12 protein-coding genes are annotated in these 18,430 nt (G+C 57.4%); 6 read left to right on the forward strand and 6 right to left on the reverse strand.

Translation table 11 applies throughout. From position 1 onward, the window contains the following. Nucleotides 1–17: 17 nt before the first annotated feature. The 3 genes from cydC to trxB all read right to left on the reverse strand — a co-directional run bounded on the left by cydC (nt 18) and on the right by trxB (nt 4,631). Nucleotides 18–1,748 (reverse strand): heme ABC transporter ATP-binding protein/permease CydC, encoded by a 1,731-nt coding sequence (gene cydC / locus MXF20_RS01480; protein ID WP_325967243.1) that lies wholly within the window; start codon nt 1,746–1,748, stop codon nt 18–20. Beyond that, nucleotides 1,748–3,520 carry a heme ABC transporter permease/ATP-binding protein CydD gene (cydD, locus tag MXF20_RS01485; RefSeq protein WP_325967246.1) on the reverse strand — a complete coding sequence of 591 codons (1,773 nt, stop codon included), beginning with the start codon at nt 3,518–3,520 and terminating at the stop codon, nt 1,748–1,750. Before cydD ends, cydC begins: the two co-directional genes overlap by 1 nt. Nucleotides 3,521–3,665: 145 nt before the next feature. Continuing rightward, nucleotides 3,666–4,631 carry a thioredoxin-disulfide reductase gene (trxB, locus tag MXF20_RS01490; protein WP_325967248.1) on the reverse strand — a complete coding sequence of 322 codons (966 nt, stop codon included), beginning with the start codon at nt 4,629–4,631 and terminating at the stop codon, nt 3,666–3,668. A 521-nt stretch (nt 4,632–5,152) separates the two neighbouring features. On the opposite strand from trxB, the gene lrp reads away from it, so the two are divergent. The 6 genes from lrp to MXF20_RS01520 all read left to right on the forward strand — a co-directional run bounded on the left by lrp (nt 5,153) and on the right by MXF20_RS01520 (nt 14,171). Next, nucleotides 5,153–5,647, forward strand: a complete 495-nt coding sequence (gene lrp / locus MXF20_RS01495; protein WP_006118610.1) for a leucine-responsive transcriptional regulator Lrp — start codon at nt 5,153–5,155, stop codon at nt 5,645–5,647. A gap of 119 nt (nt 5,648–5,766) precedes the next feature. After that, nucleotides 5,767–9,177 carry a DNA translocase FtsK 4TM domain-containing protein gene (locus MXF20_RS01500; RefSeq protein ID WP_325967249.1) on the forward strand — a complete coding sequence of 1,137 codons (3,411 nt, stop codon included), beginning with the start codon at nt 5,767–5,769 and terminating at the stop codon, nt 9,175–9,177. 173 nt (nt 9,178–9,350) lie between these two features. Then, nucleotides 9,351–9,962, forward strand: coding sequence for an outer membrane lipoprotein chaperone LolA (lolA, locus tag MXF20_RS01505; protein WP_325967251.1), 612 nt, complete (start codon nt 9,351–9,353; stop codon nt 9,960–9,962). Between the two features lie 7 nt (nt 9,963–9,969). Continuing rightward, entirely contained in the window at nt 9,970–11,316 is a 1,347-nt protein-coding gene (locus MXF20_RS01510) for a replication-associated recombination protein A (protein WP_325967252.1), read from the forward strand. A 97-nt stretch (nt 11,317–11,413) separates the two neighbouring features. Then, nucleotides 11,414–12,706 carry a serine--tRNA ligase gene (gene serS, locus MXF20_RS01515; RefSeq protein ID WP_325967254.1) on the forward strand — a complete coding sequence of 431 codons (1,293 nt, stop codon included), beginning with the start codon at nt 11,414–11,416 and terminating at the stop codon, nt 12,704–12,706. Nucleotides 12,707–13,019: 313 nt separating this feature from the next. After that, nucleotides 13,020–14,171: an MFS transporter gene (locus MXF20_RS01520; RefSeq protein ID WP_325967256.1), complete on the forward strand. Its 1,152-nt coding sequence runs from the start codon at nt 13,020–13,022 to the stop codon at nt 14,169–14,171. Between the two features lie 102 nt (nt 14,172–14,273). Here the strand turns inward: MXF20_RS01520 and pflA are convergent, their stop codons facing one another. The 3 genes from pflA to focA all read right to left on the reverse strand — a co-directional run bounded on the left by pflA (nt 14,274) and on the right by focA (nt 18,390). Beyond that, nucleotides 14,274–15,014 (reverse strand): pyruvate formate lyase 1-activating protein, encoded by a 741-nt coding sequence (gene pflA / locus MXF20_RS01525; protein ID WP_325967258.1) that lies wholly within the window; start codon nt 15,012–15,014, stop codon nt 14,274–14,276. A gap of 163 nt (nt 15,015–15,177) precedes the next feature. After that, the gene (gene pflB / locus MXF20_RS01530; RefSeq protein WP_325967260.1) at nt 15,178–17,460 is read right to left on the reverse strand and encodes a formate C-acetyltransferase; all 2,283 of its coding nucleotides are present in this window, start codon (nt 17,458–17,460) and stop codon (nt 15,178–15,180) included. Between the two features lie 69 nt (nt 17,461–17,529). Further along, complete coding sequence (focA, locus tag MXF20_RS01535) at nt 17,530–18,390, reverse strand: formate transporter FocA (RefSeq protein ID WP_021508350.1); 861 nt, start codon at nt 18,388–18,390, stop codon at nt 17,530–17,532. Between the last annotated feature and the right edge of the window lie 40 nt (nt 18,391–18,430).

Here is an 18,430-nt window from a genome sequence, read left to right on the forward strand (position 1 = left end):
CAGGTTAAACGCATAGACTATAGCGCAAAGCGCTGCTGGAAACGCCAGTAGCGCCCCGCTTTTGAGATTAATTCGTCATGGCTGCCGGATTCGATAATCTGTCCGCCATCCAGCACGCAGATGCGGTCCATCTGTTCAAGTCCGCTCAGGCGGTGCGTCACCATAATCAGCGTTTTTCCCTGACTGACCTGCTGCAGCAGCGCGAGGATCTGCTGCTCGGTGGCGGCATCCAGACCTTCGGTCGGCTCATCCAGTAGCCAGAGATCGCCATCGTGCAGCAGCGCACGGGCAATCGCCAGCCGGCGCAGCTCACCACCGGACAGCGGCCGGCCGCCTTCCCCCATCCACGCATTCAGCCCTTCGCTGTGCTGCGTGAGGTGCGCCAGCCCAACCTGTTGCAATACCGCAGTCAGCTGCGCATCGCTGGCCTGTGGCGCAGCCAGCAGCAGGTTAGCGCGCAGCGTCTGACTGAACAGATGGACGCGCTGCGTGACCACGCTGATGCGCTGCCGCAGGCTGGCTTCGTCCCAGTCCGCCAGCGCAATATCGTTCAGGCGAATCGTGCCGCGCTGAGCTTCCCAGCCGCGCGTGATCAGCGCCAGCAGGCTGGATTTACCGCAGCCGGTTGGGCCGAGCAGCGCCAGATGTTCGCCTGCCGCGAGCGTCAGGGAGAAATTACGCAGCACCGGGTCGGGACGCTGCGGATAGCTGAAGTCGATCTGTTCCAGCGTCAGGCTGATGCCGGGCTGCGTCGCGACGGGCTGCGTCGGGAAGCAAATCGCGGGCGGCCGATCAATAATCTCCTGCACGCGCTGCGCTGCGCGCGTTACCTGCGTCAGCGGCAGAAACGCACCGGCGACCGGTGCCAGCGCTTCGAACGCGGCCAGCGCACAAAACACAAACAGGGCAATCAGCGCGCCCGGCGTGCTATGACTACCGACGCCGCTGGCGGCCAGCCACAGCAGCAGGGTAACGGTACTGCCGGCGATCAGCGTGAGCAGGCTCTGCGCCAGTGCCTGCAGCCGGTGTTGCCGCTGCTGCGCCTGCTGCCACGCGCGCTCTTCCAGATCCAGCCGCTGACGCCACAGCGCCGCCGCGCCATAAATTTGCAACTCAGCCAGACCGCTAAGCCAGCTGGTCAGTTGCAGTCGCCAGCTGGCCTGGCGACGGGCAATCTGTTCGCCGGTGTGCGCACCAAGTCGCCAGAACAGCGGCGGCATCAGCAGCAGCGTCAGCAGCATGATCGCCCCGAGCAGCAGCGCCAGCGGCACATCCAGCAGCGCCAGACCGCAGGTCACCACCACAATCACCACTGCCGCACCCAGCAGGGGAGAAATGACGCGTAAATAGAGGTGGTCAAGCGTATCGACGTCACTGACAAAGCGGTTGAGCAGTTCGCCGTGACGAAAGCGCGCCAGCTGCGCCGGCGCCAGCGCCATCAGCCGGCCAAAGGTAAAGACGCGCAGATGCTGCAGCACGCGGAAAGTGGCATCGTGGCTGACCAGCCGTTCAAAATAGCGTGCGGCGGTGCGGGTGATTGCCGCGCCACGCACGCCGGCGGCGGGCAGCATGTAATTAAAGCTGTACAGGCCGGCAACGCCAGCCAGTGAGGAGGCGGCAAGGAACCAGCCGGACAGCGTCAGCAAGCCGATGCTGGCGAGCAGCGTGACGATAGCCAGCACCACGCCGAGGCCTAAACGCCACGGGTGGCGGCGATACAGCCGCAGGAAAGGCAGCAACGCGCGCATCAGGCAATCTCCCTCTGACGATGCTGTGCCAGCTCGCGCAGCGGTCCGCTCTCATTAATCAACTGCTGCCAGTGGCCCTGCTGCACCAGCTGTCCGGCCTGCATTACCCACACTTCATCCCACTGTTCGAGGGCGTGCAGCTGATGAGTAATCATCAGCGTGGTTTGCTGCCGGGCGGCCTGCTGCAGCGCGCCCATGACATGCTGTTCGCTCTGACTGTCGAGCCCGGAGCCCGGTTCGTCAAGTAGCAACAGGCGGGCCGGCTTCAGCAGCGCGCGTGCGACGGCGATACGCTGCGCCTGCCCGACCGACAGACCGATGCCGCCCTCGCCAACTGGCGTATCCATCCCCTGCGGCAGACGCGACAAAAATTCGCTGACGCCAGCGCGCTGCAGCACGGCGGTTAGCGTGGCCTCGTCCACCGGCGTGTCAGTGAGCTGGAGATTGTCACGCAGCGTTGCCGCCGGCAGCTGCGGATTTTGTCCGACCCAGGCCAGCTGCTGCTGCCAGTGGCTGCGGCTGATGTCGCGCAGTTCCTGGTCATTAATGAGCAGTGAACCCTGGTAGGGCAGAAAACCGAGCAGGACATTCATCAGCGCACTTTTTCCGGCGCCGCTTTGCCCGACCAGCGCCACCCGCTGACCCGGATTGAGACGGAAATTCAGCGGCTGTGACAGCGCTTCGCCGGCGGCGGTCATGATCACTAAATCCTGTGCCTGCAGAGACAGCGGACCGTCAGGCGGCAGCGTCTGCGTCATTGCGTCCGGCGCGCTGTGCGGTGTTTCGCGCAAAAAGGAGTCAAGCGCGTCGGCGCCGCCCACTGCCTGCGCTTTGGCATGGTAAAAAGTGCCGAGATCGCGCAGCGGCTGGAAAAATTCGGGGGCAAGAATCAGCGCCAGGAAACCGGCAAACAGCGTCACGCCGGTGCCGTAGTGGCCAAAATTGAGTTCACCCAGGTACGAGAAGCCGAAATAGACTGCGACCACGGCAATCGCCAGCGAGGCGAAAAACTCCAGCACCGCAGAGGAGAGAAAGGCGAGGCGCAGCACTTCCATGGTGCGCTGACGAAAATCCTGCGTGCTGGCGGCAATTGCCTGCTGTTCAGCGTCCGCGCGGTGAAACAGGCGCAGCGTTTCGCGTCCGCGCAGCCGGTCATAGAAATCGCCGCTCAGACGCGCCAGCGCGAGGAAATTACGTCGATTGGCATCGGCCGCGCCCATGCCGACCAGCGCCATAAACAGCGGAATCAGCGGCGCGGTCGCCAGCAGAATCAGCCCGGCGGCCCAGTTAATCGGGAAGATGGCGATGAGGATGGCGCAGGGGACAAAAACCGCCAGCGACATCTGCGGCAGATAGCGCGCGTAATACTCCTGCATCTCTTCAATCTGTTCCAGCAGCAGCGTGGCCCAGCTCCCGGCCGGCTTGCCCTGAATCCAGGCCGGACCGAGCGCGTTCAGACGGTCCAGCACCTGTTGCCGCAGCGCACGGCGAATCGCCACGCCGGCGCGGTAACCGGCCATCTCACGGCCGTAATGCAGCGCGGCGCGCAGCGCGAAACACAGCAGTAACAGCAGAAAATCACCGACCAGTTCTGCGCGCGGTTGCTGTTCCACCAGCAGTTTTTGCAGCAGCGAGGCCAGCAGCCAGGCCTGGGCGATGAGAATTAACGCCGCAGCAAAACCTGCCAGCGAAGCCAGCCGCAGGCCGCGTGCGCCATGATGACGCTGCTGGCGTAGCCAGCGCAGCAGTTCGTGTTGCCGTGATTTGTCCATGCGAAGCCGTTTGATCACCGTGACGAGAGGCAAAATCCGGCGCTCAATGCCGGACAGACGGGTGGCAGAACTGTAGCACGCAGGCGATAAAAAAGGCGACCAAAACTGGCCGCCTCAATGTAATTATGATCAGGTTATTAACAACTTACTTATCGTTTTTAACCAGGCCATCCAGATAGCGCTCCGCATCCAGCGCGGCCATACAGCCGGTACCGGCTGAGGTAATAGCCTGACGATAGATGTGATCCATCACGTCACCGGCGGCGAACACGCCCGGCACGCTGGTCTGCGTGGCGTTGCCATGCAAACCGGACTGCACTTTGATATAGCCGTTTTCCAGATCCAGCTGACCGTCGAAAATCGCCGTGTTCGGGCTATGGCCGATGGCGACAAACAGGCCCGCTACTTCCAGCGAGACCGCAGCTTCACCTTTGGTCGAGGAGAGTTGTACGCCGGTGACGCCCATCTGGTCGCCCACCACTTCATCCAGCGTGCGATCGGTGTGCAGCACGATATTGCCGTTGCGCACTTTCTCCATCAGGCGGTCGATCAAAATCTTCTCAGCGCGGAAGCTGTCACGACGGTGAATCAGGTGCACCTCGGAGGCGATGTTCGCCAGATAGAGCGCCTCTTCAACGGCCGTGTTACCGCCGCCGATCACCGCCACTTTTTGGTTGCGATAGAAGAAACCATCACAGGTAGCGCAGGCAGAAACCCCTTTGCCTTTAAACGCCTCTTCTGACGGCAGGCCGAGGTAGCGCGCTGAAGCACCGGTCGCGATGATCAGTGCGTCCGCGGTGTATTCGCCGCTGTCGCCGGTCAAACGGAACGGTCGGTTCTGCAGATCGACCGTGTGAATGTGATCGAAGATGATTTCGGTGTTGAACTTCTCGGCGTGCGCCTGCATGCGCTCCATCAGCGCCGGGCCGGTCAGATCGTGCGGGTCGCCCGGCCAGTTTTCGACTTCAGTCGTGGTGGTGAGCTGGCCGCCTTTTTCCAGTCCGGTAATCAAAACCGGGTTCAGGTTGGCGCGTGCGGCATAAACCGCTGCGGTATAACCGGCTGGGCCGGAGCCCAGAATGAGCAGCTTACTGTGTTTGGCCGTACTCATGCGTTCCTCAGTGTGTGTCAGACAACATAGTTTTCGATTGTAGGGAAATTGCTGCCGCAAAAAAAGGTTTCAGCAATTTTGTTAACAATCACTGCAAGCGGCGTAGACGATGAATAGCAATTCTGCACGTGCGCTGCGCCAAAAGGGGGCATTGCTCGGCAATTTGTGGTGCAGCTGTATAAAAATTCTCATTTAAAAACAGCAACCCAGTACGCTGTCTGGCATCTTGTACTGAATTTGGATGTTTTACTTTGACAATCGCCTGCGCTTTTGCGAAAACATTGTCAGAAGCAGAGAAGATTTAGCGGTTCAAAACAGAATTTCAGCTCTGTTTTGCGCAATTTCGCCAAATAAACTCAGCCTGACATTGGTAATGACGCATGATGTGGACAGACAGCATGCGTCATACGGATGGTCGCGTTACTGCACAGGCTTAAAGACTTCACTTCAGTAAGGCCCTGAACATTGAACGTTTTCAGGGTTTGGCAGGTAAAGGGAAGGAATTAAGAGAGACAATAATAATGGTAGACAACAAGAAACGCCCCGGAAAAGATCTGGATCGGATCGACAGAAATATTCTGAATGAACTGCAGAAAGACGGCCGTATTTCCAACGTTGAGCTTTCAAAACGTGTCGGCCTCTCGCCAACACCTTGTCTTGAACGCGTACGTCGCCTGGAACGTCAGGGCTTCATTCTGGGTTATACGGCGCAGCTGAACCCACATTATCTTGATGCTTCACTGCTGGTATTCGTTGAGATTACTCTGAATCGCGGCGCGCCGGATGTGTTTGAACAATTTAACGCCGCCGTACAAAAACTTGAGGAAACTCAAGAATGTCACCTCGTTTCCGGTGACTTTGATTACCTGCTGAAAACCCGTGTACCGGACATGTCCGCCTACCGTAAACTGCTGGGTGAGACCTTGCTGCGCCTGCCGGGCGTTAACGACACCCGTACTTACGTGGTGATGGAAGAGGTCAAACAGAGCAATCGTCTGGTGATTAAGACCCGGTAACGCAGGGCAGGTGCAAAGCTTGCAGGATTTCGGTACACTCCTGTGAATTCATACAGGACCAGCGTCAGGCAAGCCTGACGCTGTTGCCTTCTTAATTTACAGGCACCTGGAGAGTTCTCTTGAGCCAGGAATATACAGAAGATAAAGACGTTTCGTTACAACCGCTGAGCAGCGGACGTCGGCTGCTGGAAGCGTTGCTCATCCTTGTGGCCTTGTTTGCCATCTATCTGATGGTGTCGCTGGTTAGCTTTAACCCCTCCGATCCCAGCTGGTCGCAAACCGCCTGGCACGAGCCGATCCATAATCTGGGCGGCAGCGTGGGCGCTTGGCTGGCCGATACTCTGCTGTTTATCTTTGGTGTGATGGCTTATGCCATTCCGCCGGTGATTATTGGCCTGTGCTGGATCACCTTCCGCCAGCGCGACCGGCAGGATTACATCGACTATTTTGCGGTGGGCCTGCGGCTGATTGGTGTGCTGGCGCTGGTGGTGACCACCTGCGGACTGGCCGCGCTCAACGTGGACGATATCTGGTATTTTGCCTCCGGCGGCGTGATTGGCAGCCTGGTCAGCAATGCGATGGCGCCGTGGTTCAGCGGTGCCGGTGGCACGCTGACGCTGCTGTGCGTCTGGGCGGCCGGTATCACGCTCTATACGGGCTGGTCCTGGCTGGCGATTGCCGAGAAGATCGGCAGTGTAGTGATGGGCGTGCTGACTTTTGCCAGCAACCGCTCGCGCCATGATGAACCCTGGCAGGAAGAAGAAGAATACGACGACGAGGCGCACTCCGACGAGCCGGTACCGGCACTGCGCGCCGTGCCTGCTCAGGCCGACGACGATGACGTGCTGCTGGCTAAACCTCGTCAGGTGACAGAACCTGTGGCTGAGGTTGCTGGCGACGATCCCCTGCTGGCGAAAGCCAGTGCGTCGACCGCTGCCGCGCTGGCCGCCACCAGTGAAGCCGCGCGTCAGGTGCCGGCCGTCGCTGCGCCTGAGCCATCTGCACCGGCCATGAGTGCGCCACCACAATCTGCGCCGTCGCCGGAGCCTGCCGCTGCACCGCTGCCTGCACCGGTTGCCAGTACCCCTGCGGCTCATGCCGCCGAACCCGCCGCAGCTCCGCCGCTGTACCGGTTTGAAGTGCCTGCCTCGCCAGCCACCGATGCCTTTTCGCTTGCTGAAGAAGATGACGGCCCGCGCATGGGCAACTGGCAGAGTGCCGATCAGGCCGCCACTCCGCTCAATGCCGCCGCCGCTGCTGCGCTCGGTTCAGCAACGGCTGCGGCCGCTGCGCGCACCGCTGCTTACACCCCAGCCTTTGATGTGGTGCCGGAGCGCGACTACAACCCGCAGGTAAAACAGGGCATCGGTCCTGAATTGCCGCGTCCGAACAAAGTGAAGCTGCCGACCCGGCGTGAGCTGGCCTCCTACGGTATCAAACTGCCCTCGCAGCGCATGGCGGAAGAGAAAGCGCGCGAAGAGGCCGATCAGCAGCAGCCGGAAATCAGTGCGAGCTGGCAAGTGCCACAGCCGCAGGATGAAGATAACGCTGCGCTGCAGGAAGCCCAGCTGCGTGAAGCGTTCCATTCACAGCAGCAACAGCGTTACGGCGACAGCTGGCAGCAGCAGCCGGCAGAGGAAGAAGATGAAGAGGCGCTGCAGCAGGCTCAGCTGGCGCAGCAGTTTGCTCAGCAGCAGCAACAGCGTTACAACCAGCCAGAGCAGGAGCGCGCGCCGGTATTTAATCTCGATACCTCAGCGGCATTTGATTTCTCTCCGATGAAAGATTTGGTTGATGACACACCGAGCGAGCCGCTGTTTACTATTGCCGCCACGCCAGAACCGGACGTTCCGGCCCAGTGGCAGCAGCCTGCGGCGCCTGAGCCGGCGGTGCCTTCATCGCTGAGCGCAGAAACCAGCCCATGGTCAACGCCAGACGACGAAGTTTACGCCGCGCCGGCGGAAACGCCGAAGCCTGCCGCACCCGCGCAGGACAGCCTGTTCCACCCGTTCCTGGTGCGTCACGAACAGCCGCTGGAGAAACCTTCCACGCCGCTGCCAACGCTGGATCTGCTGACGTCGCCACCGGCGGAAGAGGAGCCGGTGGATATGTTTGCGCTGGAACAGACCGCGCGTCTGGTTGAAGCGCGTCTGGCGGATTACCGCGTGAAGGCCGAAGTGGTCGGCATCTCACCAGGGCCGGTAATCACCCGCTTTGAACTGGATCTGGCACCGGGCGTGAAAGCCGCGCGTATTTCTAACCTGTCGCGCGACCTGGCGCGTTCGCTCTCCGCCGTCGCGGTGCGTGTGGTCGAGGTGATTCCGGGCAAGCCTTATGTCGGGCTTGAGCTCCCGAATAAGCATCGGCAGACCGTCTACCTGCGTGAAGTGCTGGACTGCGATAAGTTCCGCGATAATCCGTCGCCGCTGTCTGTGGTGCTGGGTAAAGATATTTCCGGTCAGCCTGTAGTGGCCGATCTGGCGAAGATGCCGCATCTGCTGGTGGCCGGTACCACCGGTTCCGGTAAGTCGGTCGGCGTTAACACCATGATCATCAGCATGCTGTATAAAGCCACGCCGGAAGAAGTGCGCTTTATCATGATCGACCCGAAAATGCTTGAGCTGTCAGTGTATGAGGGTATTCCGCACCTGCTGACGGAAGTGGTCACCGACATGAAAGATGCGGCTAACGCGCTGCGCTGGAGTGTGGTCGAGATGGAGCGCCGCTATAAGCTGATGTCTGCGCTTGGCGTGCGTAATCTTGCCGGTTACAACGAGAAGATCGAGCAGGCTGCGGCGATGGGCCGGCCAATTCCGGATCCGTTCTGGAAGCCAGGTGACAGCATGGACACCACGCCGCCGGTGCTGGAAAAACTGCCGTACATCGTGGTGCTGGTAGATGAGTTTGCCGATCTGATGATGGCGGTAGGCAAGAAGGTCGAAGAGCTGATTGCGCGCCTGGCGCAGAAAGCCCGTGCCGCGGGTATTCACCTGGTGCTGGCTACCCAGCGTCCGTCGGTGGATGTGATTACCGGCCTGATTAAGGCCAACATTCCGACGCGTATCGCTTTTACCGTGTCCAGTAAAATTGACTCGCGCACCATCCTCGATCAGGGCGGTGCCGAATCTCTGCTGGGCATGGGTGACATGCTTTATATGCCGCCAAACTCGTCGATGCCGGTGCGTGTCCACGGTGCCTTTGTGCGTGACCAGGAAGTGCATGCGGTGGTGCAGGACTGGAAAGCGCGTGGACGTCCGCAATATATCGACAGCATCACTGCTGGCGAAGAGAGTGAAAGCGGCGGTGGCGGTCTGGACGGCGATGAAGAGCTGGATCCGCTGTTTGATCAGGCGGTGGCGTTCGTGGTGGAAAAACGCCGCGCGTCGATCTCCGGCGTGCAGCGCCAGTTCCGTATCGGCTACAACCGCGCAGCGCGCATTATCGAGCAGATGGAGGCGCAGGGCATTGTCTCTGAGCCGGGCCACAACGGTAACCGCGAAGTGCTGTCTCCGCCTTCTCACGAAATGTAAGACTCTTCTTCGCAGTTTAATGCAGGGCCAGTGTAAGCTGGCCCGTTGTTTATCTGTGGTTTGATCCCCATATCATTGGGAGCTTTCGGCTTTTTCTCCTGTCGAACTGACAGAGCGGCGACTACGTTTAATGCAGTAAGTGTCGGGAAACCATGAATAAGGAATCGTATCAGATGAAATTTCGCGTTATTGCCTGTGGCCTGCTGGCCAGTTTTGTTGCTTCTTCTGCACTGGCGGACGCTTCCAGCGATCTGCAACAGCGTCTCAATAAAGTGAACAGCTTCCATGCCAGCTTCAGCCAGAAAGTGACTGACGGCAGCGGCGCAAACGTGCAGGACGGGGAAGGCGAACTGTGGGTGAAACGTCCGAGCCTGTTCAACTGGCACATGACCGCACCGGACGAAAGCGTGATTATCTCCGACGGTAAAAATTTGTGGTTCTATAATCCTTTTGTGGAACAGGCCAGCGTCAGCCTGCTGCAGAATGCCACCAGCAACACGCCATTTATGCTGATTGCGCGTAACCAGCCGTCTGACTGGCAGCAGTACAACATTAAACAGCAGGGTGATAATTTTGAGCTGACGCCTAAAAGCAGCGATGGCAACCTGAAACAGTTCACCATCAATGTCACTTCCGCAGGCACCATCAATCAGTTCAGCGCCATTGAGCAGGATGGACAGCGCAGCAGCTATCAGCTGAAGAGCCAGAAAAACGGCGCTATCAGCCCGGATAAATTCACCTTTACGCCGCCAAAAGGGGTAACGGTGGACGATCAACGTCAGTGAGGTGAGGGTGAGTAACCTGTCGCTGGATTTTGCACCGTCAAATGAGTTCAGACCGCTGGCCGCGCGAATGCGGCCAGCAACGCTGCAGCAATATATTGGTCAGCAGCATCTGCTCGCGGCCGGTAAACCGTTGCCGCGCGCCATTGAGGCGGGTCAGCTGCACTCCATGATTCTGTGGGGCCCGCCGGGTACCGGCAAAACCACGCTGGCGGAGATTATCGCCCATTACGGCAACGCCGACGTGGAACGGATCTCGGCGGTGACTTCCGGCGTGAAAGAGATCCGCGAGGCCATTGAGCGCGCGCGCCAGAATCGTCAGGTTGGACGCCGCACCATTCTGTTTGTTGATGAGGTGCATCGCTTCAACAAGAGCCAGCAGGATGCGTTTCTGCCACACATTGAAGACGGCACCATTACCTTCATTGGCGCAACCACGGAAAATCCCTCCTTTGAACTGAACTCGGCACTGCTGTCGCGCGCCCGCGTTTATCTGCTTAAATCGCTGACCAGCGCGGACATCGAACGGGTGCTGGACCAGGCGATGCAGGACAAAACGCGCGGTTACGGCGACAGCGATATTCTGTTACCGGATAATACCCGACGTATGATCGCCGAACTGGTTAACGGCGATGCGCGGCGCGCACTGAATACGCTGGAAATGATGGCCGATATGGCCGAGCTCAACGCGCAGGGACAGCGGGAGCTAACGCCACAGCTGCTGAATGAAGTGTCGGGTGAACGGGCGGCGCGTTTCGATAACAAAGGCGATCGCTTTTACGATTTGATCTCCGCGCTGCACAAGTCGGTGCGCGGTTCAGCGCCGGATGCAGCACTGTACTGGTATGCGCGCATTATCACCGCCGGTGGCGATCCGCTCTATGTGGCGCGGCGGCTGCTGGCGATTGCCTCAGAAGATGTCGGGAACGCCGATCCGCGTGCCATGCAGGTCGCGATCGCCGCGTGGGATTGTTTTACCCGCGTCGGGCCGGCGGAAGGTGAACGTGCGATTGCCCAGGCCATTGTTTATCTGGCCTGCGCGCCGAAAAGCAATGCTGTTTATACCGCCTTTAAAGCGGCGATGCGTGATGCGCGTGAGTTCCCGGATTACGACGTGCCGGAACATCTGCGTAATGCACCGACGAAGCTGATGAAAGAGATGGGACTGGGTAAAGAGTACCGCTACGCCCATGACGAACCTAATGCCTATGCGGCTGGCGAGGTGTTTTTCCCGCCGGAAATGGCGCAGACGCGCTACTATCAGCCGACCAGTCGCGGCCTTGAAAGCAAGATCGGTGAAAAACTCGCCTGGCTTGCTGAACAGGATCAAAATAGCCCGATAAAACGCTACCGCTGATAAACGCGTTACGGTAAGGTGAGCAAGGATTTCAATGCATTCCAGTGGAATGCATCCCTCCATTCGTTCAATCAACCTTTTATTACACAGGATAAGCATGCTCGATCCCAATCTGCTGCGTAATGAGCCAGACGCAGTCGCAGAAAAACTGGCACGCCGGGGATTTAAACTGGATGTGGATAAGCTGCGCTCCCTCGAAGAGCGTCGTAAAGTTTTGCAGGTAGAGACTGAAAATCTGCAGGCTGAGCGTAACTCCCGCTCCAAATCCATCGGTCAGGCCAAAGCACGTGGGGAAGATATCGAGCCGCTGCGTCAGGAAGTGAACGCGCTGGGCGAACGCCTGGATGCGGCGAAAGCAGAGCTGGATACCCTGCAGAACGAAATTCGCGACTTTGCACTCGCGCTGCCTAACCTGCCGGCCGATGAAGTGCCGCCGGGTAAAGACGACAGCGAAAATCAGGAAGTAAGCCGCTGGGGCCAGCCGCGCCAGTTCGATTTCCCGGTAAAAGACCATGTTGAGCTGGGTGAAGCGGTGAAAGGTCTGGATTTCGCTTCGGCGGTGAAACTGACCGGTTCGCGCTTTATCGTGATGCAGGGCCAGATTGCCCGTCTGCATCGCGCGCTGAGCCAGTTCATGATCGATCTGCACAGCCAGCAGCACGGTTATCTGGAAACTTACGTGCCGTATCTGGTGAACCACGAGACGCTGTACGGTACCGGTCAGTTACCTAAGTTTGGTGAGGATCTGTTCCACACTAAACCGCTGGGCGAAGAAGCAGGCAGCAGCAACTATGCACTGATCCCGACTGCAGAAGTGCCGCTGACCAACCTGGTGCGCGATGAGATCGTTGAAGAAGAATCTCTGCCGATCAAACTCACGGCGCACACGCCTTGCTTCCGTTCTGAAGCCGGTTCTTACGGACGCGATACGCGCGGTTTAATCCGTATGCACCAGTTCGACAAAGTGGAGATGGTGCAGATCGTTGCTCCGGAAACCTCCATGGACGCGCTGGAAGAGCTGGTCGGCCATGCAGAAAAAGTGCTGCAGTTGCTGAACCTGCCTTACCGTAAAGTGCTGCTGTGCACTGGCGACATGGGCTTTGGCTCAGCCAAAACTTATGATCTGGAAGTCTGGCTGCCGGCGCAGGATACGTACCGTGAAATCTCCTCCTGCTCGAATATGTGGGATTTCCAGGCGCGCCGCATGCAGGCTCGCTGCCGCAGCAAAACGGACAAAAAGCCGCGTCTGGTCCACACGCTGAACGGTTCAGGCCTGGCGGTCGGTCGTACGCTGGTCGCCGTGCTGGAAAACTACCAGCAGGCGGATGGTCGCATTGCGGTACCGGACGTGCTGCGCCCGTATATGGGCGGACTGGAATACATCGGCTAAGTTACGCGAATTTATCAACCCGGCAAATGCCGGGTTTTTTATTTCTTAAGCTCGCCAGTCATTATTTTTTAACCGGAATTAATCAGAAATAAACGTTATCGTCATGACTGTGCTTCAAACCATCAAAAATCTATAAATTCATGTAGATAGATTCAGCTATAAGACCTTTCTGTAGTCCTGTAACCCGCTGAAGATAAAAAAAATAAATTGTTCAGCAGCAAAATGTGCGGCGCTGTTTTTTTGCACATTGACTTTGTTTATACCAATGGCAAACTGCGCGCAATTCTCTTCATTTCTTTTGGTTTTACTCCCTATGTCAACCTGGTCGCGCCCCGTCCTGCTGCTGCTTTGCGGCTTAATGCTGATGACGGTGTCTATTGCTGTGCTTAATACGCTGGTGCCGTTATGGCTTACCCACGATCAGCTGCCAACCTGGCAGGTGGGCATGGCGAGCTCCGCCTATTACACCGGCAACTTATTAGGCACACTGCTGGCGGGCTGGTTGATCAATCGTTACGGCTTTAATCGCTGCTTTTACCTTGCCAGCGTGCTGTTTGCCCTGGCGACCATGGGCATGATGCTGCTGGACGGTTTTTACAGCTGGACGCTGCTGCGCTTCACCGCGGGCGTCGGCTGCGCGCTGATTTGGGTGGTGGTTGAGAGTGCGTTGCTGTGCAGCGGTACGGTGCGCAATCGCGGTCAGCTGCTGGCTGCATACATGATCATCTACTACCTCGGCACGGTTGCCGGCCAGCTGCTGGTGAGCCGCGTTTCGACCGAACTACTGCACGTTATTCCGTGGGTGACCGCGCTGATCGTCTGTGCCGTGCTGCCTGTGGTGTTTGTGCAGGTCAACGCCGGTACGGCTACTGAAGAAGCTTCCACCGGACGAATCTGGAGCATGTTGCGCCGCCGCAGCTCGCGTCTGGGTATCAACGGCTGCATTATCTCCGGCATCGTGCTCGGTTCACTGTACGGCCTGATGCCGCTCTATTTATCACATCAGGGCATGAGCGATGCCACCGTGGGTTACTGGATGGCGCTGCTGGTGAGTGCGGGGATTGTGGGGCAGTGGCCGGTAGGGCGTCTTGCCGACCGTTTTGGTCGCCTGATGGTACTGCGCGTGCAGGTGTTCGTGGTGATTCTGGGTGCGATTGCCATGCTGAGCGGAACAGCAATGGCGCCGGCGCTGTTTGTGCTGGGACTTGCGGGCTTCACGCTTTATCCGGTGGCGATGTCGTGGGCGTGTGAAACGGTGGCGCATCACGAACTGGTGGCGATGAACCAGGCGTTGCTGTTCAGTTATACCGTTGGCAGCCTCGTCGGGCCGGGAATGACCGCGATGCTGATGCAGAACTATTCCGATCGCCTGCTGTTTGTGATGATTGCGGTGGTTGCACTGGTCTATCTGGTGATGCTGCTGCGTAAAGCCGATCAGCACGCAACGCCGGTGGCGCACGCCTGATTATCACAACCCATCTTTAACGGGAGATGCGTAACTTATCGCGCATCTCCCAACTGCAAACTTTTCCATCCTCTTACCGGCGCGCTATCAGCGCCGCGAGATTCAATACATTACGTTGTGGCCGTAACCGGTAAGAATGTTTTTCACCCGCTCCATGGTCTCTTTGGCCGGCGGCTTCACACCATCCAGCTTGTACTCTTCACCCATCGCAATCCATTTATGTTTGCCCAGTTCGTGATAGGGCAGCAGCTCAATTTTCTCGATATTGCTCATGTCTTTAGTGAACTCACCGAGACGGTGTACCGAATCGTCATCATCGGAATAACCTGGCACTACCACATAGCGAATCCAGGTCCGTTTCCCTCTCTTTTGCAGATAGCGGGCGAAATCCAGCGTGCGGTGGTTTGATACGCCCACCAGAATCTGGTGCACATCATCGTTGATCTGCTTGAGGTCGAGCATCACCAGGTCGGTGGCATCGAGCAGTTCATCGATCACCGGATCGTAACGGCGCACAAAGCCGTTGGTATCGAGGCAGGTGTGAATGCCCTCAGCCTGACAGGCGCGGAACCAGTCGCGCACAAATTCCGCCTGCAGAATGGCTTCGCCGCCGGAGGCCGTCACGCCGCCACCGGACGCATTCATAAAGTGACGATAGGACAGTACATCCTTCATCAGCTCGTCAACGGTAATCTCTTTACCGCCGTGAGTGTCCCAGGTATCGCGGTTGTGGCAGTACAGGCAGCGCATCAGGCAGCCCTGGAAAAAGGTGATAAAGCGGATGCCGGGACCGTCAACGGTACCGCAGGATTCAAATGAGTGGATACGACCGATGGTTGACATTGCGATGTATTCTCCGGTTCAGCCTGACGAGCAGGCGGCACAATCTGTGTTGTGCTCTGAGGATGTAAGTCGGTTTTGCCAGACTGCCTGCGAAAGCAGACTGGCAAAACTGGCTTGTGGAGAAAAGGCTCCCGCAGGAGCCTTTCTTTTACAGTGTGAAGGATTACAGCGACTGCGTGAAGGTACGGGTAATCACATCCTGCTGCTGTTCTTTCGTCAGCGAGTTGAAACGCACCGCATAACCGGAAACGCGAATGGTCAGCTGAGGATATTTCTCCGGGTGCTCCATGGCATCCAGCAACATCTCACGGTTCATCACGTTAACGTTCAGGTGCTGACCGCCCTCAATGCTGGCTTCGTGGTGGAAATAACCATCCATCAGACCTGCAAGGTTAGTCTTACGCACGTTATCATCTTTACCCAGCGCATTCGGTACGATGGAGAAGGTGTAAGAGATACCGTCTTTTGCATAGGCAAACGGCAGTTTCGCCACGGAAGTCAGTGAAGCGACAGCCCCTTTCTGGTCACGACCATGCATTGGGTTAGCACCCGGTCCAAATGGTGCACCGGAACGGCGGCCATCAGGCGTGTTACCGGTTTTCTTACCGTATACCACGTTGGAGGTGATGGTCAGTACCGACTGCGTTGGCACCGCATTACGGTAGGTCTGCAGTTTCTGAATTTTCTTCATGAAACGTTCAACCAGGTCACAGGCCAGATCATCCACGCGCGGGTCATTGTTACCGAACTGTGGATATTCACCTTCAATTTCGAAGTCCACTGCCAGACCATCGGCGTCACGGACGGGTTTCACTTTGGCATATTTAATCGCTGAAAGTGAGTCCGCGGCGACAGACAGGCCTGCGATACCGCACGCCATGGTACGATAAACGTCACGGTCGTGCAGTGCCATCAGCGCGGCTTCATAACTGTACTTATCATGCATGTAGTGGATGATGTTGAGTGACGTGACATACTGTTTTGCCAGCCAGTCCATGAAGTGGTCCAGACGCGCCATCACGGTGTCATAATCCAGCACATCGTCAGTGATTGGCGCTTCTTTCGGGCCGACCTGCATTTTCAGCTTCTCATCCACACCGCCGTTGATTGCGTACAGCAGTGTTTTAGCCAGGTTGGCACGTGCGCCGAAGAACTGCATTTGTTTACCGACAATCATCGGGCTCACGCAGCAGGCGATGGCGTAGTCATCATTGTCAAAGTCCGGACGCATCAGGTCATCGTTCTCATACTGCAGCGATGAGGTGTCGATGGAGACTTTTGCCGCATACTTTTTGAAGTTAACCGGCAGCTTCTCAGACCACAGAATGGTCATGTTTGGTTCCGGTGATGGACCCATGGTGTACAGCGTGTTCAGGAAGCGGAAGGTGCTTTTCGTCACCAGCGTACGACCGTCAACGCCCATACCAGCCAGTGATTCAGTGGCCCAGATTGGGTCGCCAGAGAACAGCTCATCGTATTCCGGCGTACGCAGGAAGCGCACCATACGCAGTTTCATCACCAGATGGTCAATCAGCTCCTGCGCCTGCTCTTCGCTCAGTTTACCGGCTTTGATATCGCGCTCGATGTAAACGTCGAGGAAAGTGGACACGCGACCAAACGACATCGCGGCACCGTTTTGTGATTTCACTGCTGCGAGGTAACCGAAGTAGGTCCACTGTACTGCTTCCTGCGCGGTGGTGGCTGGCAGAGAGATATCAAAGCCATATTTGGCTGCCATCTCTTTGATCTGGCCCAGTGCGCGGTGCTGTTCAGAAATCTCTTCACGCAGGCGAATGGTGGCTTCGAGATCAACACCATTTTCCATGTCACTCTGCAGTGAGTTGAACTGAGCCACTTTGTCTTTCATCAGGAAGTCGATGCCGTACAGCGCGACGCGACGGTAGTCACCAATAATACGACCGCGGCCGTATGCATCTGGCAGACCGGTCAGCACGCCGGATTTACGGCAGCGCAGGATATCCGGGGTGTAAACGTCAAACACGCCCTGGTTGTGGGTTTTGCGGTAATCGGTGAAAACTTTCTTCAGCGCCGGGTCCAGCTCTCGGCCGTAAACTTTACAGGAGCCTTCCACCATTTTGATGCCGCCAAACGGGATGATTGCGCGTTTCAGCGGGGCTTCAGTCTGCAGACCAACGATGGTTTCCAGTGATTTATTGATATAGCCCGCATCGTGTGAAGTGATGGTAGAGGCTAAATCGGTGTCGAAATCCACCGGCGCATGGGTGCGGTTTTCGATTTTGATGCCTTCCAGCACGCTGTCCCACAGTTTGCTGGTGGCTGGCGTTGCGCCGGCGAGGAATGCTTCGTCACCTTCATACGGCGTGTAGTTTTTTTGGATGAAGTCACGGACGTTGACGCTGCTCTGCCATTCACCGGCGCTAAATCCTTCCCAGGCTGACGCCATTTTTTCATTCAGTTCGGACATGATATACCTGCCTTATTTAGGGAGACTGTAACGTATGGCGCGCTGCTCAGCACGCCCGTACTTAATGACTCAGTGCGCGGACTCACCGTCGCGCAGATAGATAACCCAATAGGTCAACCCGACTAACAGACCGCCGCCAATGATGTTGCCGATGGTCACGGGAATCAGGTTATTAACAATAAAATCGCCAATGCCCAGTGCAGGAAATTGCGCCGCGCTGGCACCGGTCATCTGCCAGAATTCCGGGCTGGCAAAATCGCGAATCATAATGGCCATCGGGATCAGGAACATATTGGCGATGCTGTGCTCAAAGCCGCTGGCTACAAACATCGCAACCGGTAAAATCATCGCTACCATTTTGTCGAGCAGGCTACGGCCGGAGTAGCTCATCCACACCGCCAGACACACCATCAGGTTAGCCAGTGTACCGAGGCTTACCGCTTCGATAAACGTGTGATGCATTTTGTGGTCAGCGGTCTGTAAAACATTCAATCCCCATGCGCCGTTAGCGACCATGTGCTCACCGGCCAGCCAAATCAGCGCCACAAAAAACAGCGCGCCGCACAGGTTACCGACATAGACATTCAGCCAGTGACGGCCCAGTTGCAGCCAGGTAATGCGTCCGCTGGCTTTTGCCACCACGATGAGCACCGTGGAGGTGAACAGGTCAGCGCCGCAGACCACCACCAGCATTAAGCCCAGTGAGAAACAGATACCGCCGATCAGTTTGGCCATACCGTAGGGCATGGTGCCGCTGCCGGTCGTGGCGGTGATATAAAAGACGAAAGCGATGGAAATAAATACGCCAGCGGTGATGGCAAGAAAGAAAGTGGTTAAGGGATGTTTAGTCGCTTTATAGACACCGGCATCTTCTGCGACTTTTGCCATCGCCGCCGGTAATAATGAATTAAAAGGGTTGTCAGCTTTCACACTAACGCTCTCCAGAAATTGTCTGTAAAGATACTAACAA

This window comes from Pantoea dispersa (genome assembly GCF_035783935.1).
GTDB lineage: Bacteria > Pseudomonadota > Gammaproteobacteria > Enterobacterales > Enterobacteriaceae > Pantoea > Pantoea dispersa_C.